Genomic DNA, 17,731 nt, shown 5'->3' on the forward strand with positions numbered 1-17,731 from the left:
GACGGACCAAGACTTACATTTTCTGAACAGCCTCCCTATTTTCCTGCCGCGATATTTTCCAGAATTTCATGATACCGTTTTGTCGCAAGAACGCTTGGTTCGCCTTTTCTGCAAAAAGAAAAATCCGCCATTTTCGGAACAACACGTTCAACAACAATTTGGCCGTTAACCAGTTTTGATTGCAGGATTTTCAGGGCTTCAAGAAAACGTTTATCTTTTTTTGCCCGGTTATAAAATGACAGCACATACGTATATACAAAAAGATTATAGTTGCGGAACGGATATTCGATTTGCATGAATAAGGTTCCTATTCCATAATGACAGGGGCCTATCGGCTTTCGGATTGTCCAGTGTTCCAGTAAAAATTCAACAGCCCGGTCAAGAGCGGAATCCCTGTTAAAGTATTCACTGAAACGGAAAGCGCTTAGGGCGGTAAGCGTAGGGAAAGGATTGGAACATTCGGTTTCCGGACCCCGGCCGAAACTGAATTTATTACAGCGCCAGCCGCCGTCATTATATTGAATATCAAGAAGGTGGCGGAATGTTTTCCGCAACCTGGCGTCTGAGGCGCAGCCCATACGGCAAAGTAGGTCAGCGGATGAAATCGTCTGGCACGGATAAATACCGCCTTTAGGGTATACCCTGAAACGGCCGTCTTCCTGCCAGGCACTGAAAAACAAAGCTGCGACTTCCTGCAGGACGGGATCGGAGGGATCCATGCCAAGTTCCAGCAAAAACAGAGCGCTTTCCAGAGTTGAGAACGGCGCTCCTTTAAACAGGCGGTTGTCCGGCGTGGTCCAGTAATCGGCGCCGTTGTCGTGCCTGTGGGATAATATTGCGGAGACATCAGATATATATTGTTTGTCTACAGCCATTCCGGCATCTCCAGTCAGCCTGCTTTATCAAAACCGCAACCTGATTTTGTGCATAAGCTTTGTTCCCTGCCATAAAACATAGATATAGTGATAACATACCGGCCGGAAAGCTTCAGGTCAAGTTCAAGGTCCGCAGTTTTTCAAATTCATACTGGTCATGACTCTGAGATCCAGAAAAGAATCCCGGAAGGGAATAGAAGGTTCCGGGCATAGTGTACCTGCCTATATTTTATTACCCAACAGTTACTGGAAAAAGACATTTTCCTTGAGAGAACAGGTGATTTAATATTCTTTTTACCTTTCATTTACAATTCGGAAATACCTGTCCCTCATATTCTGTATATCCCATAGGGGAGTAAAACAACGTTATACATGATGGGTACTTGGATATCCCATTTTTGGAGGAACTTATGAAACGGAATATGTATGTAATGGCAATGGCGCTCATAGCGGTTTTATTGGCAAGCGGCTGCGCGGGGAAAAAGAAACCGCTGTTCAGACAGACACCGGCATTGAACAGCTCAATGGCGTACAGGAGCAGGCAGTCAATGTCCGCATCCTCAGACCCGAGAACTTTTCTGTTTATCTCAAATATCCCAGCGTCATCTATGCCCGGTCTGAATCCACGGCGTACGCGGCCATCGGCGATGTGGTCCGGCATGTCAATGTAAACGTGGGAGATCATGTTGAACAGGACCAGGTGGTTCTGTCCCTTTCTGCGGACAACCAGGTTTACCGCCAGGCGTCCCTTGCCTGGGAAAACGCACAGAAAGCCTATGAACGGAACCGTCTTCTGTATAACAACGGGGACATCTCCCGGCAGAACTTCGACAACATCACCATGCAGTATGAACTTGCCGGGGCAAACTACCGCGCGGCCTGCGACATGATTAATATCAAGGCTCCCATATCCGGAACCATTACCCAGCTCAATGTACATCCCACTTCAAATGTGACGGCCGGTACAGCCCTTTTCACCGTTTCCGGCAGGAACGGTTATGAAGCCTGTTTTTATGTAGGCGCGGATGAAATTGACCGGATCCATTCCGGTTCCCGGGTCAGTATAGACCTTGGCAGAAATAACGGCGGTTTCAGCATCGAAGGCCGTGTTACCCAGGTTTCTCTCATGATGGACAGCGCAAAACAGGCATTCCCGGTAACGGCTTCCTTTGATATGACCAACAGAAAACTCGCCGGCGGCATGGGAGTGGATCTGGCGGTGGAGACCTACCGGAATGAGAAGGCTATTGTAGTTTCCCGCTCCGAATTAACCAGGACGGAAGAGGGGTTTCACGCCTATATAGCCCAGGGCAACAAGGCGGAGGCGGTAGCCGTGGAAGTCGGGCAAGTCCAGGGTTCAAAATATGAGGTAGTCCGGGGACTGGAATACGGAGATATGCTGATTTTTGACGGAAGGCACGAGCTTGCTTTCGCCGGGGAAAAAGCAAACACAACCGGCGTGGCCCTGGCTTTTGTTAATCAGGAATAATGGGATATTCCCTTAAAGTAATACTAAAACAGGATGCCCGGTTTCGGCGCCGACTGTGTTTTTTGGAGGAGCAGAATGAACGGAAAAGGTTTTTTATTGCCTTTATGCATCCTGATGGCGCTTACCGTCACAGGATGCGGAGGGAAAAAGGAAGAGTCGGCGGTGAAGGCAGCCAGTATGGAGCAGATATATGCCGAAAAAGGAATTCCCGTCACTGTGAGGGAAATGGCCTATGAAGATTTTTCAGCATACAGGAAATACCCCACGGTGCTGTATGCCCGGTCTGAGTCTACGGCTTATGCATCCATCAGCGATGTTGTAAGAAGTATCAATGTAAAAGTAGGCGACAGGGTAGTACAGGACCAGGTAATACTGTCCCTGTCCCAGGACAATCAGACCTACCAGCATGCCCGGCTGTCCTATGAGAACGCCAGAAGTACTTACGACAGGAGCCTGGTTCTCTTCGGCAACGGCGATATTTCCCGGCAGGATTTTGATAACGCCAAAATGCAGTATGATCTGGCCCGTACAAATCTGGACGCGGCGGCGGATATGATCAATATAAAGGCTCCCATCGGAGGAACCATTACCCAGTTGAACGTCCATACCACCGCGAATGTCCGGCCCGGCAGTCCCCTCTTTACGGTTTCCAACCGGAACGGCTATGAAGGCCGGTTCTTCGTGGAAGCCAATGAAATCGATCTTATAAAGAACGGTGAACGGGTTTTTATCTATAAAGACGGCGATACTATCGAAGGGCGGATTACCCAGGTTTCGCTGGTAATGGATGTGACCAAACAGGCGTTCCCGGTCACCGCCTTCTTTGATGTGCAGAGCAGGAAACTGGTCAGCGGCATGGGCGCGGATCTGTCGGTGGAGACCTACCGGAATGAACACGCTCTGGTAGTAGAACGGAAGGAATTGATCCGGGACGCTAACGGCTATAAGGCATATGTGGCGCTTGACGGGAAGGCCCGGCCTGTACAGGTACGTCTGGGACAGGAACACGGTCTCTCCTTTGAAGTGCTCGGCGGTCTTAATGAAGGGGATTTGCTTATTACCCAGGGAAACCAGCGCGTTTCCCCCGATGTAACCCTGAATATCGTACAAAAAAATACCATAAAGGCGGAATAAGAAATGAATATTATTGATATTTCCATTAAACGGCCGATAACCGTTCTCATGGTGATGCTGGCCCTGGTTGTTTTCGGAATTATGGCCTATATGGCGCTGCCGGTAAGCCTCCTCCCTGATACCAAAGTCCCCATTGTTACCATACAAACTATTTATCCCGGGGCGAGTCCCCAGGTAATTGAAGAACAGGTAAGCAAGAAAATCGAAGATCAGGTTTTTTCCATCGGGGAACTTGATTCGGTTACATCCTACTCCCTGGACAGCCTTTCCCTTGTGACCGTTACTTTCAAGGACGGCAAGGATGAAAACATGGCCCTTCAGGAAGTAAAGGATAAGATCGATGCCATAATGTCACAGCTGCCCAAGGATATAGAAAAACCTTCCATATCCAAAGTTGATATGGCTACATCTTCTCCCGTCATGAACATCCTCCTGGAAGGAAACATGGACGCCACGGAACTGTATACTCTGGGCTCCACGGTCATCCAGGACCAGCTTGCCCAGGTTCCCGGAGTGGGAAACATCCGGACATTCGGCGGAGTGGAACGGGAGATCCGGGTTGAACTTGACCGGGGCGCGGTATTTGAGCGCTATATGCCGGTAGAACACGTTGCGGCCATTCTGGCTTCCGCCAACATCGAACTTCCCAGCGGAAACATTGAAGTGGACAATCAGGATATACCTGTCCGTTTCAAGGGCGAGCTTGATTCTCTGGAAGCCATAGGCGACCTGGACATTCCTACCGGCGCGGGGACCTTTAAACTCCGGCAATTGGGAAGCATTGAAGACACCCATGTCAATGTACGGGAGCGGGTTATCTTCCGGGACAAGGATGAAGGGACCCGGAAAGAAGGGGCGCTGCTTTTACAGGTTATGAAAAATCCCACGGCAAATACAGTGGCGGTTGTCGACGGAGTCACAAAGCAGATACCCAGAATTGAAGCCGGTGTCGGCGGCGGCGTATCCCTCAAGGTCATCCGCGAGGACGCGGGCTTTATCCGGGACTCGGTAAACGATACTCTGAGCAATCTTATCCTGGGGATCATTCTCACGGGGCTGGTACTTCTGGTATTCCTCCATGATGTGCGTTCGACCCTCATCCTCAGCCTTGCCATGCCGCTTTCCATCATTTCCACCTTCCTCATAATGCAGGTCATGAATATCAGCGTGAACGTCCTGTCCCTGATGGGCCTTTCCTGCGCCGTCGGGACCCTGGTGGCGAACTCCGTGGTAGTACTGGAAAATATTTTCCGCTACAAGGCCCAGGGACTTTCCAGGGTTGAAGCGGCTTCCAGAGGAACCAAGGGCGTCATGATGGCGGTCCTCGCCTCAACCCTTACCAACGTGGCCGTCTTCGTGCCTCTGGGGGAATGGCCGGAGCCATGGGACAGATCCTGAGCCACTTTGCCTATACCGTGGTCATTTCCACCGTATTCTCCATTGTCGTTTCCTTTACGGTAACACCTCTCCTGGCGTCCCGGATGCTGCCGGAACAAATGAAGGAACCCGGGAAAATCGGCAGGGCGCTGGACAGGTTTTTTAACAGCCTGGAAAATCTGTACCGCAGAAGCCTTGCGGTAATTCTGAAGCGGAAATGGCGTAGCGCCCTGGTGGGCGTAGCGGTAATCGCGCTCTTTATACTGTCCATTATGGGCTTTACCAAAATCCCTATGGAACTGGTACCCCAGAGCGACGGCGGCAAAATCCGGGTGAGCGTGGAGCTCCCTCTGGGAAGCAGCCTGGATACTACCGCCGCGGTCCTCGCGGAAATCGAAGGACGCCTGGCAGATTATAAAGAAGTCAAAACCCTGCAGACCGCTCTGGGACTCATGGGCTCCATGGATATCGACGTAAGCGTAGCCATGATGGAAATAGCCCTGGTACCCAAGGCACAGCGCAAACTCAGCAATTCACAGCTCGCCGCCGATATGACCCGGACGCTTTCGGATATTCCCGGCGCGATCATCCAGGTTACCGCCCCGGCGGAACTGGCCATCGCCCAGGGCGCGCCCATAGACCTGTACCTCCAGGGCGCGGACAACCAGGTTCTGCAGGAACTGGGGACCGAGATCAAAAACCGGATCCAGAACGTACCGGGCATCATGAGTACCGCCATCAACACCAAGGCGGGAAAAAACGAACTGGTCTTTGAACCCAACCGGAAGCAGATATCCCAGGACGGCCTCACTGTCCAGTCCATCGCGGTATCCCTTCGCGCGGCGGTGGATGGCATCGTGGCCACCACCTACCGGGAAGGGGGAGAAGAATTTGACATCCGGGTAAAGATGAAGGATTCGGCCCTGATGGATATTGAAGATTTAAGAAACATTCCCATCGCGTCTCCCCGGGGCGTGTATCCCCTGTCCCGTTACGCGGATGTGCATTTTGAAAGCGGCTACAACAAAATCATGCGGTCCAACAAATTCAGAACCGTGGAAATCAGCGCGGAACTGCTGCCCGACTATACTCAGGGACCCGTAATGGCGGAGGTAATGAAGGCGGTAAAAGAAGTTGAACTCCCTTCGGGTTATACCCTCAAACAGGCCGGGCTTTCGGACGCCATGGACGAATCAAACCACAGCATGGCCATTGTCTTTCTGACCGCCATCCTCCTGGTCTATATGCTCCTCGCCGCTGTACTGGAAAATCTGGCGCAGCCCCTGTTTATCCTGCTGACCATTCCCCTTTCCATAATCGGGGTCGTGGCGGCGTGCCTTTTAACCGGAACCAAGATCAACAATATCGCCATGATCGGCATTGTCATGCTGGTAGGTATTGTAGTGAACAACGCCATCCTGATTCTGGACTATTACAACCAGCTCAAAAAAGAAGGCCTCGGGGTGGTTGATGCTCTGGTCAAGGCCTGTCCCGTAAAACTCAAGGCAATTCTGATGAGCAATATTGCCATCATCCTTGGTATGGTTCCCATGGCCATGGGAATCGGCGCGTCCCTGGCGGAGATGCGCCAGCCCATGGGGGTTATCGTCATCGGCGGAATTATCTCCTCCACTGTCCTGACTCTCTGGTTTATCCCCGCGCTGGAATATTTTGTAAGCTGCCGCAGCCGGCTTGAAGGAAGGAAAATATGAAATATGTACAATCTTTAGTAAATACTGTCCGTCAGGGGACATGCTTCTGCCTGATGATACTTTTTATTCTGGGGGCTTCACTCTCTGTCCATGCGGAAGATTATGATCTGGAAAAATATCTGGCGAGGGTCAGAGGAAATAACCTCGACCTTGCCGTGGCGGCCAAGGAACTGGAACTCGCCAAGCAGTACGTTAACCAGGCCCGGTCGGCCTTTTTCCCGGTCATCGCCGCCCAGGGAGGTTATACCCGGAATTTCCTGGACACCACCCAGACTATGGCGGTGGCATCCCTTCCCGGCGGCGGTCCCCTCATTTTTGATGATGTGGTTAACAACTATGATAATGAACTTTCTTTCGGGGTCGGCCTCACCCAGACGATTTTTGACGCGGGAGCCATCGCGGGGTACAGTCAGGCAAAGAAAGGACAGTCTATCCAGGAACAGGCCTTTGAAACCAACCGGCGGCATATCATGACCATCGCGAAAAAAATGTATCTCCAGACCCAGCTGGCCCAGAACCTGGCGGCCATACTGGAAAACTCGGAACATACCAGCATGGAAATATACCAGAGTACCGAACGGAAATATAAAGCCGGGGCGGTCACGGAACTGGATCTGCTCATGGCGGAAGTGGACTGGAAGAATAGAATTCCCCAGACTATGGAGGCCCGGAAAAACGCCGACATGGCCATGATTGCCTTCAAAAAACTGGCTGGCATTCCCGCTTCTGAAAGCGTAAACCTGACGGAAAACCGGGAGCGCCTTCCTGCCCTTCCGGATGACCAGAGCCTTGATCAGACATTGTCTATGCGTCCGGATTACCGGGCACTGGTCCTTTCACGGGAACTGGTTGATATAGAAAAGAAAGCCGCCCTGGGCGCGTTTCTTCCCAAACTGACCGGCGGTCTCTCCTATGCCCTCGCCGGAATGGGAAACGGCAGCTCCCTCATCGGAGACTATGATTATCAGGCCCTGAAGCTCAACCTGTCGGTGAATGTCCCCCTCTTCACCGGAGGCTACCGCCTCTCTAAGGTTCAGGAAGCCAAACTGGAACAGGAAAAGGCCGAACTTTCCCTGGCCAGAAAGAAGGATAGTATTGAAAGCGAACTTCTGGAAATCCGGCTCCGGCTTGACGAGGCGGCGGAACGCGTTAAGACCGCCACCCTCACCGAAAGCATGGCCCAGCGGGCGGTGTCCCTTTCCCGGAATGCCTATGCCAATGGGCTGGTGACCCAGCTTTCGGTGAACCAGGCTATCGACAACCTGAGCCAGGCAAGCCTCGGTTTCCAGAATGCCATCTATGAATATCTGGTTGCCTGGTACGACTGGGATCTGGCAACAGGTATGGTGGAGTAAATATAAGGAAAGGCCCATATTGGACAATTTTCAGTTGTCCAATACGGGGTCGTATTGAATTGAGTATATGTTAATTTCTAAAATAGAAATTAATTATATCCATGAAACCTTTCCATTGGCTGCTTTTAGCACAGAATTTGTATCCGGAAATGCTGATCAAATGAGTCTGATAATTGCGTCACATGTTTCCCGAAAATAGAAACTTCTAAAAGCAAGATAGCAATTGGCAAAACCGTTATTCAGAATTCACTGTTTTGAAAATGCAGCAGAAAAGATACACTATATCTATTTCGGGTACTATTCTGCCGCGAAACCGGATCAGTATGCATATTTTCCTATGCCAGTCAGAACAGAAAACTAAAAAACGCCGGTATTAATTGACCGGAACCATTTACACAGTTCAGTCGGACAGCAAATCAAGAACAGAAGAAACACTACCGTAAGGATACACAATATCAAATAAGGGACCGGGCTGCCTGGGATCATTCTGGTACATATAGCTGACAACGAGAACAGGTTCGTCATGATCCACTTCCATTTCTGAAACAAGCCTGATTTTGCTGTCAAAGACTATATGCGCCGGTGTACAGGCGTTCCAGACGGAATCAATGATTTCAATCATACGGGCGGCGGAAAAAAAGGAAACAATATCATTTGCTGAAAGTAGAACAGGGTTTTCGGAATTACCAAGAATAAATCTGCAAAGATAATGTGTATACATGGAACCGCGCTGTGCAGAAATGCATGAGGAAAAACGATATTGCTCAATCCTGACAGCTGTGGTCGTTTTATCAATTACATGATTGCACAGCAGTTCCTCCAGAATTTCGGAATGGATGTTCCTCATTGCTTCCAGATATTGTTCAAAACTGTTCCTGTCATGCTTCATAAATAAAAATCCGTACCTCTATTTTTTCAGACAAGATCTATTCCCGCCTCCCGGAACTGCTGGATCAGTTTCAGATTAACCGCGTTCAATGCGGCTGAATAGCCGGCGTCTTTTTTTATGAATACGGCAAACTGGAGTGTATACGCCGCGCCGTTAACAGAAGTCAGAAGAACCTCGGAGGGAGTGTCAAATTCATCAAGCCCGTTACTTACAGCACGCAGAATTTCCATGGCCGCTGTCAGTTTTTCATAGCCCCCCGCTTTTGAAATATTGACGGACTGAAAGACCTTTGTATTCGGTTCAAGACTTACATTTTCAATGGGAGCGGAAGCAAACATACCGTTGGGAATAGTAACAATATGATTGTCCTGCGTTCTCAGCCGTGACGTACGCAAATTCATTTCGGTAATTGTACCGTCAAATCCTGAAAACTTTATGCGGTCATTTACTTTAAATGGTTTATCCACGAAGACAGTTACCGACCCGAAAAGATTTGAAAGAGTATCCTTAGCGGCCAGCGCTACGGCGACGCCACCAAGCCCCAGACCGGCAAGAATCGCGCCGATATTATATCCAAGGGTTTTCAGTACTAAAACAAGAGCTATGATCCATGCGAGTGAATTGGTAAGCCTTCTGAGTACCTGTAAAAACTGGATATCTTCCAGATTTCCGGAAGCGTTTTTGCGTGTATATATCCGTTCGGCAATTATGGAATCGAGGATTTTAAATACAGTCCAGCATACAGCGCAGATAACTATTACCGATAATCCCCTGTCAACCCATATCTTGATTTTATCATCGATATGAAGAAAGCGCAGTCCGGTCCATGTACCGAGAAGCAGCATAAGAATTGTTATGGCCTTTTGATATGAAGCCAGAAATTTCTCATCCAGATATATCCGGATTTTTGCGGAAATCTTCTTATGCAGTCCCCGGAAAATTGCCGCAAGGATTTTCCCGAGAACCAGGCCCCCGATAATACAGGAAACCGCAATTATCCACTGTTTTACGGAATTACCGAGAAATACATATTCCAACACCGCTTCCATAATATCGCCTCCGGACTGAAAATAAAGGAAAAACATTTCCCGACTTTTAAAAATACTGTACAGTTGCGATATTTTATAATATACAAAGCATTATGGAATAATGCAAACTGATTTGAGCATACTGAGAAAGCGGAACAGCCGGCAAAGGAAATTATGAATAAATCAAGCAGTAAATAGCTTTCTCTGCTTACTTTTTATCTTTTTTCCGCCTGAAACATTCCAGAAAGCAGAACAATAAGTTCCGGATCAGGATTTCAGCCATCCCGTCTGTTTTCAGACTGAGCGGTTCATTGTCCGGAAGCAGATAAAAAATCCTTCTATATGAACCGGGTGATGCTGCCGGCGTATTTATGATTCCAATGTGTCCGCATTTTCATCTTTTTTCTTGTAATAAATTTTTACAAGATATTCATTTAACTGTTCCGTTTTTTCTATTGCGAATTTCTTTTCTGTTCCGATGCCCGCAAAAAGAGGTATGCCGGCCCCTAAAATAATTGACGCCGTTGTTATTATCATTTCGTCTATTAAACCTTCTTTTAAGAAATTTCGGATTGTTGTACCGCCGTCAATATAGATATTTTTAATTCCTTTTGCATTTAATCTTTTTATTATATCTTCCGGACTGCCGCTGACTATTTCCGCTTTCTTTTCCAGCTCTTCAGGTAGTTTTTTCAGGGTACCACTCAATACAAAGACCGGTTTTGTATATGGCCAAAAATTGATTTCCAATACTTTTTCAAAGGTTTTTCTGCCCATAATAATTCCATCAATCCGGTTCATAAATTCTTCAAACCCGTAATCACTGTTACTTTTATTCGGAATATTTACGAGCCAGTCAATATCGCCGTCTTCCCGGGCAATAAATCCGTCAATCGAGCAGGCGATATAAATAATATTTGCCATTTTTTCCTCCGGTTTGTTATATCAAATACGTCCGCTGTATTTATATTTTTACTATTTCAATATCAGGCAGATATTTTATTGATTCTTCCCGGTCCGTATATTTTGATAAAAAAGTTTTTATAATCTCCGGAGGTTCGTGCCATATTTCCGGTAAATCAGCTTCGCCTTCGGATAAAACCTTAAATGCCAGCTGTTCTTTCGGCGGCGTAAAGCAGGCATTTATTCCGTTTTTATTACCTCTGGAATCCAGCCTGTACCATCCGTACTCCTTCAGATAAACGGCATTTAAACCGTGCAGGCAAAAACGCGTATCGTCAAAAACAAGCCGCTGATAACAAAATCCCGCGGGAATTGAATTGGCCCGGAGCAGCGCGGCCAGAAGATGGCTTTTGGAATAGCAATAACCTGTTTTAAATTTGAAAACATCTGAAGCTTTCAGTGTGACAGGATTCATTCTGTAGTCAATAATATGAAATATATTGTCCCTTACGAATTCAAAGCAGTTTTTAACTGTTTCATATTCGTCCTTTGATGGTGATTCCAGTTCCTTTGCTTTTTTAAAAACTTCGGGATTATTATAATCAATAACCTCTGATGGAAGCAGATATTTATCCATTTTATTTTCCTTCTAAAATAATTCGTAAGCACCGGCCGGCCGCTTTGCCTTAATTATGTGCAATCTGCTTCATTTTTATTCTATGGCTTTTTCCAGCATTTTTTTATTCCGCAGTATCCAGTATAAGCTCCTGTTCCTCCAGGCCATTCCCATAGGTTTCCTTCACTGTCAAACGTTATTCCGCTGTCTATCGCCTCATGGGCTGTTTCGCATATTATGGTTTCCATTATTTTTTCTACAAACCCTTTTCTTTTATCCGTATCCAACCCGTAAGCATCCAGTATTATTTTTACCTGTTTTCCCCTTTCGGATGGTGACGGCAATTCATACAATTCTCCAAGATCATCATCATGCAGCTGGGGAAAAAGCCAGCAGACCCGGGCCAATTCTATTACGGGATCTATGGGTCCGGCAAATTCCCAATCAATTATTCCAATAGGCTTTCCGTTTTTTGTAATTATATTCCATGGAGCTATATCTCCATGACTGCATATTTCCGGACGTCCCAATTCCCTTAAGTACCAGGGCTTCCATTCCATTGTACTTTCATTTTTAAAGTCGGTTACGCTATCATGTATAGCTCTTACCAGTTTTCCTATTTCATATAATCCTTCGTCAGTCCATTTATGCGGATGGACCTGTTCTCCTTCTATATATTCCAGATATTCATAGTCTGCGTCGGTTTTTATAATTCCGGGAACAGGCAGGCCTTTGTCATATAAATGCTTCAGCAGTAAATGTATGTTTTTTGACCACGGACCCAATGGTCGTATAACCATATTGTCTTTGGTATATACCTTTTTTTCTTCCGATAATAGTTTCTTTTCCATATTTTTTTCCGGCATGTCCATAATTTCTGTCCTTTTTTATACGGCAAAAGGATCATGGTCTTTATCATTTTTCCATTCATATTCCATCATGTTTGATATTTGATTTACCTTTTCTTCTCCAAAGCGGTCAAATATAAATCCCAGGCTCATATCTATTCCGGCGGATATTCCGGACGATGTGTAATATTTTTTATCCGCGACCCACCGGGCTGTGTATTTCCAGTTTACATTCTTTCCGTTACTTTTTACCCATTCAAACGCGATTTTATTTGATGTCGCGTTGCGGTTATCCAGCAATCCTGTTTTTGCCAGCAAGGCCGATCCCGTACACACGGTTAAGCACCATTCGGATTTTTCCGCGGCATATTTTAATTTTTGAATAAACTCATTATCATGTACCAGTTTTCTTGTTCCTTTTCCGCCTGGTATTATCAAAATACCGCCTGCCCCAATTGCATTTACATTTTCCGTATTTATTTGCGCGTTTTGCGCGCTTATTATATTCCCGCCATTTATTGAATAATAGTTTATATTATATCCTTCAACTTTTCCAAACACTTCAACAGGTCCGAACAGGTCCAGTGTTTCAAAGTCATTAAAGAGCAGGCAATTTACATTCATAGTCATCATTCCTTTTTTCTGAATATCCTGTCAGATATTTCGAAGTCTTTGTGTATAAAGTCTGTAGTCCTGGATGTCCGCTGTGTCAGATCACTACTGATAAGGATTACAAAATAAAAAACGTTATCGAACCGAACACAAGTCTATACATGTCTGGAGATACACTCCGTTAGGAAAAATCAAATTATTATGTGTTTAAGATATTTTTCTTTAAACAATTCTACATTATCAAAATATTCTGTTCGATGAATCATTCTATGACAATTTGAACATAACACAGCAAAATCCGTTTTGGGATTTAATTTAACATTGTCTTCATTTATTTTTGATAAAGGCGTTAAGTGATGAGCTTCTATATAAGTATCGCCTATTTCTTTATAAAGATCACTAAATGAAAATCCACAAGCTTGACATTTATATCCATGAATTTCTTTTACTTGCCTCGTTAACTTTTGATTTCTTTCAATTACTTTATGTTCTCTAATTTTATTTAGATACTCATATTCATAATACTCTTCATCATCTTCTTTTACATACTCAAAGGAAATATTGGATTGTTTAGTAGATAGATTATTGTAAATATCTAATAAACAATTAAGATCATCCCATAATGCTTTTTCTGTTGGAATACAATCTTTTATATATTCTTTTGAAAGTATAGAACCATACTGATATAAATTTCCAATACTAGCTTTACTATTAATTTCTAGATTAATATATCCTGTAGAGAAATCATTTTGTATGAATCCCAGTTGTGCTATGTAATCATTTGCTTTTTGCTGTAAAGCTTTTTCAGGATTAGATTTATAGTGTTTTTTAAAGGTTGTTACCCCTTGATTTAATGATAAAAATACCCCAGACATATCTGCTTTAAATAAATAAACAATATAAAACCCTTGAGTCGCACTTTCCGTAACGAACCTATCAAAAATACTCACCCATGGAACTTTAGCCCAGTTTCCTTTGCCAATACTACCTTCTATGATATATCGTTCATTATTTATAATCTTTTCTTTAAGATATTCGACAATTTCAACCCTAAAAATATTTCCTAAATTACTTTTTTTTATGTCATAAAGACTATCTTTGGAATAGTTTTGTAATATCAGATTTAAAAAGTTAGTTAAATTCATCATTTCCTCTCACCTCATTATACATAATTTTTCGTAAAAACGGAAAATCTCTTTTTTCTTTACAAGCAGTAAGTAATCACTATTGATCTTAAAGTATTCTCAGACACCGTTTCGCTTTTCCATACTGATCAGAAATACTATTACTTTCTTTTTTTCTATTTTATAAAACAGCCTGGCGCCGCCTGTTTTGAACCGGTATACATCATTCAGCCCGCCTTTCAGTTTTTTTATTGATGGCCCGAAAACAGGGTTCTTTTTTAAAATGGGATATATATATTCCGATATCCGTTTATACAGGGAAACATATTTTTTTGCCGCTGTTTGCTGCCGGAACATTTCTGTTTCCGCTATTTTATATCCGTCCGACAATTTTATACCTTCCTCTTTCAATATCCGTCAAACCTCTTTTTATATCTTTTTCAAAACTTTTGATTTCATTCATTTCTTCATCATCCGCAATATTTGTATTAATAATATACTGCACTGTCGCATATTCCATAAAATTCGAGATCGTTCTTTTGTCCCCGTCGGCCGCCATTTTTATAATTTCATAAACGGAATCGTCAAGTCTTACGGTTATAGTTTTTGCCATTTCTTCTCTCCTGCTTCAATTTTATTCATATTTATTCTATTTGGCAATACCGGTAAATGCTCATTTTCCGCAAGTTTTACAGGAATTCCCCCGGGTACGGAGGCGTATAAACCATGCTGGCGGAAAAAGGCGCAGGCCCTTTTCCGCCAGCAGTATAAAACTACAGCAGTTCACCGTTATGTCTTCTGATGTACAATTTTTTAACAAAGGTTATAAGAACCATGTACAGCAGAATTGTACAGACAAGGAAGGGCCAGTACACCGCGGGAGGCGGAACAAAGTCAAGAACTTTTCCCAACCCGGTAAAGGGTATAACTGAAAGGAGGGCTATACCGCAGCATGTCAGCGTTGTCACGGGGAAAGACGCGTGGCTTTGTATGAATGGAATTTTCGGCGTCCTGATCATATGGATGACAAGGGTCTGTGTCCACATGGACTCAATGAACCAGCCGGCCTGGAACATTCCCTCATACATTCCGCGGGTCACGGTATCCGAAGCCGGAATCGCATTATACAGTGTCCCTCCGGATACAAAATGGGGACAGATGATAAAATACATAACCAGATATGTTGTAATATCAAAGATGGAACTTACCGGTCCTATCCATAGCATAAAACTGCCAACGGACGACGCGTCCCATTTCCGGGGAACCCTGAGAAATTCAACATCTACATTGTCCCAGGGGATAGCCGTACAGGAAAAATCATAAATGAGATTCAGGATAATCAAATGTACGCTGAGCATGGGCAGGAACGGGAGAAAGGCGCTCGCGGCGAGGACTGAAAACATATTCCCGAAGTTTGAAGAAGCAGTCATTTTGATATACTTGATCATATTGGCGTATGTTTTCCGGCCTTCAACAATCCCCTTCTCGAGGACCATTAAGTCTTTTTCAAGAAGAATTACATCCGCCGATTCTTTTGCGATATCAACCGCGGTATCCACGGAAATGCCTACGTCCGATGCTTTCATCGCGGCCGCGTCATTGATACCATCACCCATAAAGCCTACGATATGCCCCTTGTCCCTGAGGACATGGACAATCCGGGCTTTTTGGTCCGGAGAAAGTTTGGCGAAAACATTGGTTTTATCAGCGGCGTTTCCGAGTTCATCATCCGACATTTTTTCTATGTCGGACCCGAGGAGAAGATTGTCAACGCGCATCCCGACCTGTTTGCAGATACTGCGGGTAACCTTATCATTATCCCCGGTCAGGATTTTTGTGGTTACGCCGTATTCAGCCAGGGTTTTGATCGCGAGAGCTGTGCTTTCTTTCGGCGGATCAAGAAAGGCCAGATATCCTATTAAAGTCATATCTTTTTCATCGCCGACGGAGAGAACCCCGGCGGGAAGCAGATCGGTTTTCTGGGCAACAGCGATAACGCGGAGACCGTCGTCGTTATAGTCGTCTACTGTTTTGAGGACCGTCTCCCGTATTTCATCAGTGAGTGGTTTAACCGATCCGTCATATTGCACAAACGAGCAGATAGAAAGCATTTCCTCAACCGCTCCCTTGGTGATCATTTGGGTGGTGCCTGCTTTATCGGCGACAACAACACTCATTCTGCGCCTGCTGAAATCAAAGGGAATCTCGTCAACCTTGTGATACTGGCTCGAAAGGTTTTTCAGGGATTCGTCTTTTTCACTCTCTTCCTGTGTCCGTCTGATAACGGCAATATCCAGCAGATTTTTCAGACCGGTCTGATAATAACTGTTCAAAAAAGCGTGAAGAAGAACCGAGGAATCTTCCTTGCCGTATACGTCCATGTGATATTCGAGAACAACCTTGTCCTGCGTAATCGTTCCTGTCTTGTCCGTACACAGAATATCCATAGCGCCAAAGTCCTGGATCGAGTTAAGTTTTTTGATAATCGTTTTTTCCTTTGACATGGAAACCGCGCCCTTGGCGAGGCAGGTGGTTACAATCATCGGCAGCATTTCCGGCGTTAATCCTACAGCAATTGAAATCGCGAAAAGAAGGGCGGAAATCCAGTCGCCCTTGGTAATACCGTTAATGAAAAAAACGACCGGGACCATTATCAGCATAAACCGGATCAGAACCCAGGATACGGAGTTAACGCCCTTTTCAAAACTGGTAACAACAGGTTCCTGGGCTATCGATTCCGCTATAGTACCAAACAGGGTATCATCACCGGTCGCGACAACAACAGCTTTGGCGGAACCGCTGACAACATTGCTGCCCATAAAGGCCAGGTTCGTATAATCGGTAATGGAAAGCGTACCGTCCTTTGACATGAGGGGGTCTTTTTCAAGAGGATCACTTTCTCCGGTAAGGGCCGCCTGGCTTATGAATAAATCCTTTGCTTCAAGTATCCGTACATCAGCGGGGACCATATCCCCCGCGGCAAGACGAACAATGTCTCCGACCACAACATCACCAAGGGGAATTTCCTGTTCACCTGATTCAACCCTTTCAACCGCGACTGTTGTGGTAATCATGTCCAGGAGTTTGTCCGCCGCGTTATCCGATCTGGTTTCCTGGACAAAACGGAGAATTCCGGAGAAAAGGATCATAATGAGAATAATAAAAATAGTAATAGGTTCCGTTTCTTTTCCGTGATTGAGCGGCAGCACAATATCGGTTATAACGGACACCAGTACAAGACAGAAAAGAATACAGGTAAACGGGTTAACAAAAGCGCTTATAATCCTCTGCAGAAGCGTCTTTTTTTTCTGGTGCGTTACCCTGTTCGTCCCGAATTTGTCCCTCTGGTCGGACACATCTTTTTCGTTCAGCCCTCCGGCTGCTGTCGAGAGAAGAGAAAAAATATCTTCCGGTTCATTAGTGGCTGTAAAAATAAGCCGCTGAATAATCCTGTCACGGAGAACTTTTTTTGCGGCGGCTTTTCCCGAATTGTTTTTTTTGATTTCTTTTTTCATCAGTCATACCTCCTGCTTTTGTGTACAAAAAGGAATGCAGAGAAAAATCCGGGCGGAATTACTATGGTCTGAAGGAGGCGGCAAAATACCTGTCAGCAGTATTGCAGCGGTATAAATATGGGTCTTCCTTCAAACTGTTCCGGTCACCGGTTTTTATATCACTGCTACTTCCATCTTCCATGTTTTTCCACCTCCTTTTTTAGTTATGTTCAAAAAAAATCCCGCACAGCCATAACGGCAGCGCGGGAACTTTA

18 protein-coding genes are annotated in these 17,731 nt (G+C 45.4%); 7 read left to right on the plus strand and 11 right to left on the minus strand.

Translation table 11 applies throughout. The features are described from left to right. Positions 1 to 35: 35 nt before the first annotated feature. On the minus strand, positions 36 to 875 hold the full coding sequence (locus K7I13_RS08325; protein ID WP_255944814.1) for a prenyltransferase/squalene oxidase repeat-containing protein: 840 nt from the start codon (positions 873 to 875) through the stop codon (positions 36 to 38). Here K7I13_RS08325 and K7I13_RS15655 point away from each other — a divergent pair. The 7 genes from K7I13_RS15655 (at position 836) to K7I13_RS08355 (ending at position 7,942) form a co-directional block, all read left to right on the plus strand. Then, positions 836 to 919: a hypothetical protein gene (locus K7I13_RS15655; protein WP_369413739.1), complete on the plus strand. Its 84-nt coding sequence runs from the start codon at positions 836 to 838 to the stop codon at positions 917 to 919. The genes K7I13_RS08325 and K7I13_RS15655 overlap by 40 nt on opposite strands. Positions 920 to 1,285: 366 nt before the next feature. After that, on the plus strand, positions 1,286 to 1,546 hold the full coding sequence (locus K7I13_RS08330) for a hypothetical protein (RefSeq protein ID WP_255944815.1): 261 nt from the start codon (positions 1,286 to 1,288) through the stop codon (positions 1,544 to 1,546). After that, positions 1,480 to 2,364 (plus strand): efflux RND transporter periplasmic adaptor subunit, encoded by an 885-nt coding sequence (locus tag K7I13_RS08335; protein ID WP_255949266.1) that lies wholly within the window; start codon positions 1,480 to 1,482, stop codon positions 2,362 to 2,364. Before K7I13_RS08330 ends, K7I13_RS08335 begins: the two co-directional genes overlap by 67 nt. Before the next feature lie 75 nt (positions 2,365 to 2,439). After that, complete coding sequence (locus K7I13_RS08340; RefSeq protein WP_255944816.1) at positions 2,440 to 3,498, plus strand: efflux RND transporter periplasmic adaptor subunit; 1,059 nt, start codon at positions 2,440 to 2,442, stop codon at positions 3,496 to 3,498. Positions 3,499 to 3,501: 3 nt separating this feature from the next. Then, the gene (locus K7I13_RS08345; RefSeq protein ID WP_255944817.1) at positions 3,502 to 4,896 is read left to right on the plus strand and encodes an efflux RND transporter permease subunit; all 1,395 of its coding nucleotides are present in this window, start codon (positions 3,502 to 3,504) and stop codon (positions 4,894 to 4,896) included. Continuing rightward, positions 4,869 to 6,587, plus strand: a complete 1,719-nt coding sequence (locus K7I13_RS08350) for an efflux RND transporter permease subunit (protein ID WP_255944818.1) — start codon at positions 4,869 to 4,871, stop codon at positions 6,585 to 6,587. The genes K7I13_RS08345 and K7I13_RS08350 overlap by 28 nt, the downstream gene beginning before the upstream one ends. Next, entirely contained in the window at positions 6,584 to 7,942 is a 1,359-nt protein-coding gene (locus tag K7I13_RS08355; protein ID WP_255944819.1) for a TolC family protein, read from the plus strand. Before K7I13_RS08350 ends, K7I13_RS08355 begins: the two co-directional genes overlap by 4 nt. A 400-nt stretch (positions 7,943 to 8,342) precedes the next feature. Here the strand turns inward: K7I13_RS08355 and K7I13_RS08360 are convergent, their stop codons facing one another. From K7I13_RS08360 to mgtA, 10 genes are all read right to left on the minus strand, one after another. Next, the gene (locus K7I13_RS08360; RefSeq protein WP_255944820.1) at positions 8,343 to 8,831 is read right to left on the minus strand and encodes a hypothetical protein; all 489 of its coding nucleotides are present in this window, start codon (positions 8,829 to 8,831) and stop codon (positions 8,343 to 8,345) included. Between the two features lie 26 nt (positions 8,832 to 8,857). Next, positions 8,858 to 9,880, minus strand: a complete 1,023-nt coding sequence (locus K7I13_RS08365; RefSeq protein ID WP_255944821.1) for a mechanosensitive ion channel family protein — start codon at positions 9,878 to 9,880, stop codon at positions 8,858 to 8,860. Positions 9,881 to 10,228: 348 nt separating this feature from the next. Beyond that, on the minus strand, positions 10,229 to 10,783 hold the full coding sequence (locus K7I13_RS08370; RefSeq protein ID WP_255944822.1) for a dihydrofolate reductase family protein: 555 nt from the start codon (positions 10,781 to 10,783) through the stop codon (positions 10,229 to 10,231). A gap of 40 nt (positions 10,784 to 10,823) precedes the next feature. Next, positions 10,824 to 11,399 carry a transglutaminase-like domain-containing protein gene (locus K7I13_RS08375; protein WP_255944823.1) on the minus strand — a complete coding sequence of 192 codons (576 nt, stop codon included), beginning with the start codon at positions 11,397 to 11,399 and terminating at the stop codon, positions 10,824 to 10,826. 80 nt (positions 11,400 to 11,479) lie between these two features. Then, the gene (locus K7I13_RS08380) at positions 11,480 to 12,229 is read right to left on the minus strand and encodes an aminoglycoside phosphotransferase family protein (RefSeq protein WP_255944824.1); all 750 of its coding nucleotides are present in this window, start codon (positions 12,227 to 12,229) and stop codon (positions 11,480 to 11,482) included. Between the two features lie 36 nt (positions 12,230 to 12,265). Continuing rightward, positions 12,266 to 12,850 (minus strand): DJ-1/PfpI family protein, encoded by a 585-nt coding sequence (locus K7I13_RS08385; RefSeq protein ID WP_255944825.1) that lies wholly within the window; start codon positions 12,848 to 12,850, stop codon positions 12,266 to 12,268. A 179-nt stretch (positions 12,851 to 13,029) separates the two neighbouring features. Further along, a complete protein-coding gene (locus K7I13_RS08390; RefSeq protein WP_255944826.1) occupies positions 13,030 to 13,986 on the minus strand; it encodes an MrcB family domain-containing protein in 957 nt (318 codons plus the stop codon). 96 nt (positions 13,987 to 14,082) lie between these two features. After that, positions 14,083 to 14,319 carry a type II toxin-antitoxin system RelE family toxin gene (locus K7I13_RS08395; protein ID WP_255944827.1) on the minus strand — a complete coding sequence of 79 codons (237 nt, stop codon included), beginning with the start codon at positions 14,317 to 14,319 and terminating at the stop codon, positions 14,083 to 14,085. 16 nt (positions 14,320 to 14,335) lie between these two features. Beyond that, a complete protein-coding gene (locus K7I13_RS08400) occupies positions 14,336 to 14,575 on the minus strand; it encodes a CopG family transcriptional regulator (protein ID WP_255944828.1) in 240 nt (79 codons plus the stop codon). A gap of 160 nt (positions 14,576 to 14,735) precedes the next feature. After that, a complete protein-coding gene (gene mgtA, locus K7I13_RS08405; protein ID WP_255944829.1) occupies positions 14,736 to 17,477 on the minus strand; it encodes a magnesium-translocating P-type ATPase in 2,742 nt (913 codons plus the stop codon). Positions 17,478 to 17,731 lie beyond the last annotated feature (254 nt).

Source organism: Brucepastera parasyntrophica (genome assembly GCF_022376835.1).
GTDB lineage: Bacteria > Spirochaetota > Spirochaetia > Treponematales > Treponemataceae > Brucepastera > Brucepastera parasyntrophica.

Bases quoted from the DNA above. Each gene is read 5' to 3' on its own strand.
- K7I13_RS08380 (WP_255944824.1), bottom strand. From the start codon at position 12,229: ATGGAAAAGAAACTATTATCGGAAGAAAAAAAGGTATATACCAAAGAC.
- K7I13_RS08340 (WP_255944816.1), top strand. From the start codon at position 2,440: ATGAACGGAAAAGGTTTTTTATTGCCTTTATGCATCCTGATGGCGCTT.
- mgtA (WP_255944829.1), bottom strand. From the start codon at position 17,477: ATGAAAAAAGAAATCAAAAAAAACAATTCGGGAAAAGCCGCCGCAAAA.
- K7I13_RS08355 (WP_255944819.1), top strand. From the start codon at position 6,584: ATGAAATATGTACAATCTTTAGTAAATACTGTCCGTCAGGGGACATGC.
- K7I13_RS08365 (WP_255944821.1), bottom strand. From the start codon at position 9,880: ATGGAAGCGGTGTTGGAATATGTATTTCTCGGTAATTCCGTAAAACAG.
- K7I13_RS08390 (WP_255944826.1), bottom strand. From the start codon at position 13,986: ATGATGAATTTAACTAACTTTTTAAATCTGATATTACAAAACTATTCC.
- K7I13_RS08400 (WP_255944828.1), bottom strand. From the start codon at position 14,575: ATGGCAAAAACTATAACCGTAAGACTTGACGATTCCGTTTATGAAATT.
- K7I13_RS08370 (WP_255944822.1), bottom strand. From the start codon at position 10,783: ATGGCAAATATTATTTATATCGCCTGCTCGATTGACGGATTTATTGCC.
- K7I13_RS08345 (WP_255944817.1), top strand. From the start codon at position 3,502: ATGAATATTATTGATATTTCCATTAAACGGCCGATAACCGTTCTCATG.
- K7I13_RS08325 (WP_255944814.1), bottom strand. From the start codon at position 875: ATGGCTGTAGACAAACAATATATATCTGATGTCTCCGCAATATTATCC.
- K7I13_RS08350 (WP_255944818.1), top strand. From the start codon at position 4,869: ATGGCCGGAGCCATGGGACAGATCCTGAGCCACTTTGCCTATACCGTG.
- K7I13_RS08330 (WP_255944815.1), top strand. From the start codon at position 1,286: ATGAAACGGAATATGTATGTAATGGCAATGGCGCTCATAGCGGTTTTA.
- K7I13_RS08360 (WP_255944820.1), bottom strand. From the start codon at position 8,831: ATGAAGCATGACAGGAACAGTTTTGAACAATATCTGGAAGCAATGAGG.
- K7I13_RS08395 (WP_255944827.1), bottom strand. From the start codon at position 14,319: ATGTTCCGGCAGCAAACAGCGGCAAAAAAATATGTTTCCCTGTATAAA.
- K7I13_RS08375 (WP_255944823.1), bottom strand. From the start codon at position 11,399: ATGGATAAATATCTGCTTCCATCAGAGGTTATTGATTATAATAATCCC.
- K7I13_RS08385 (WP_255944825.1), bottom strand. From the start codon at position 12,850: ATGAATGTAAATTGCCTGCTCTTTAATGACTTTGAAACACTGGACCTG.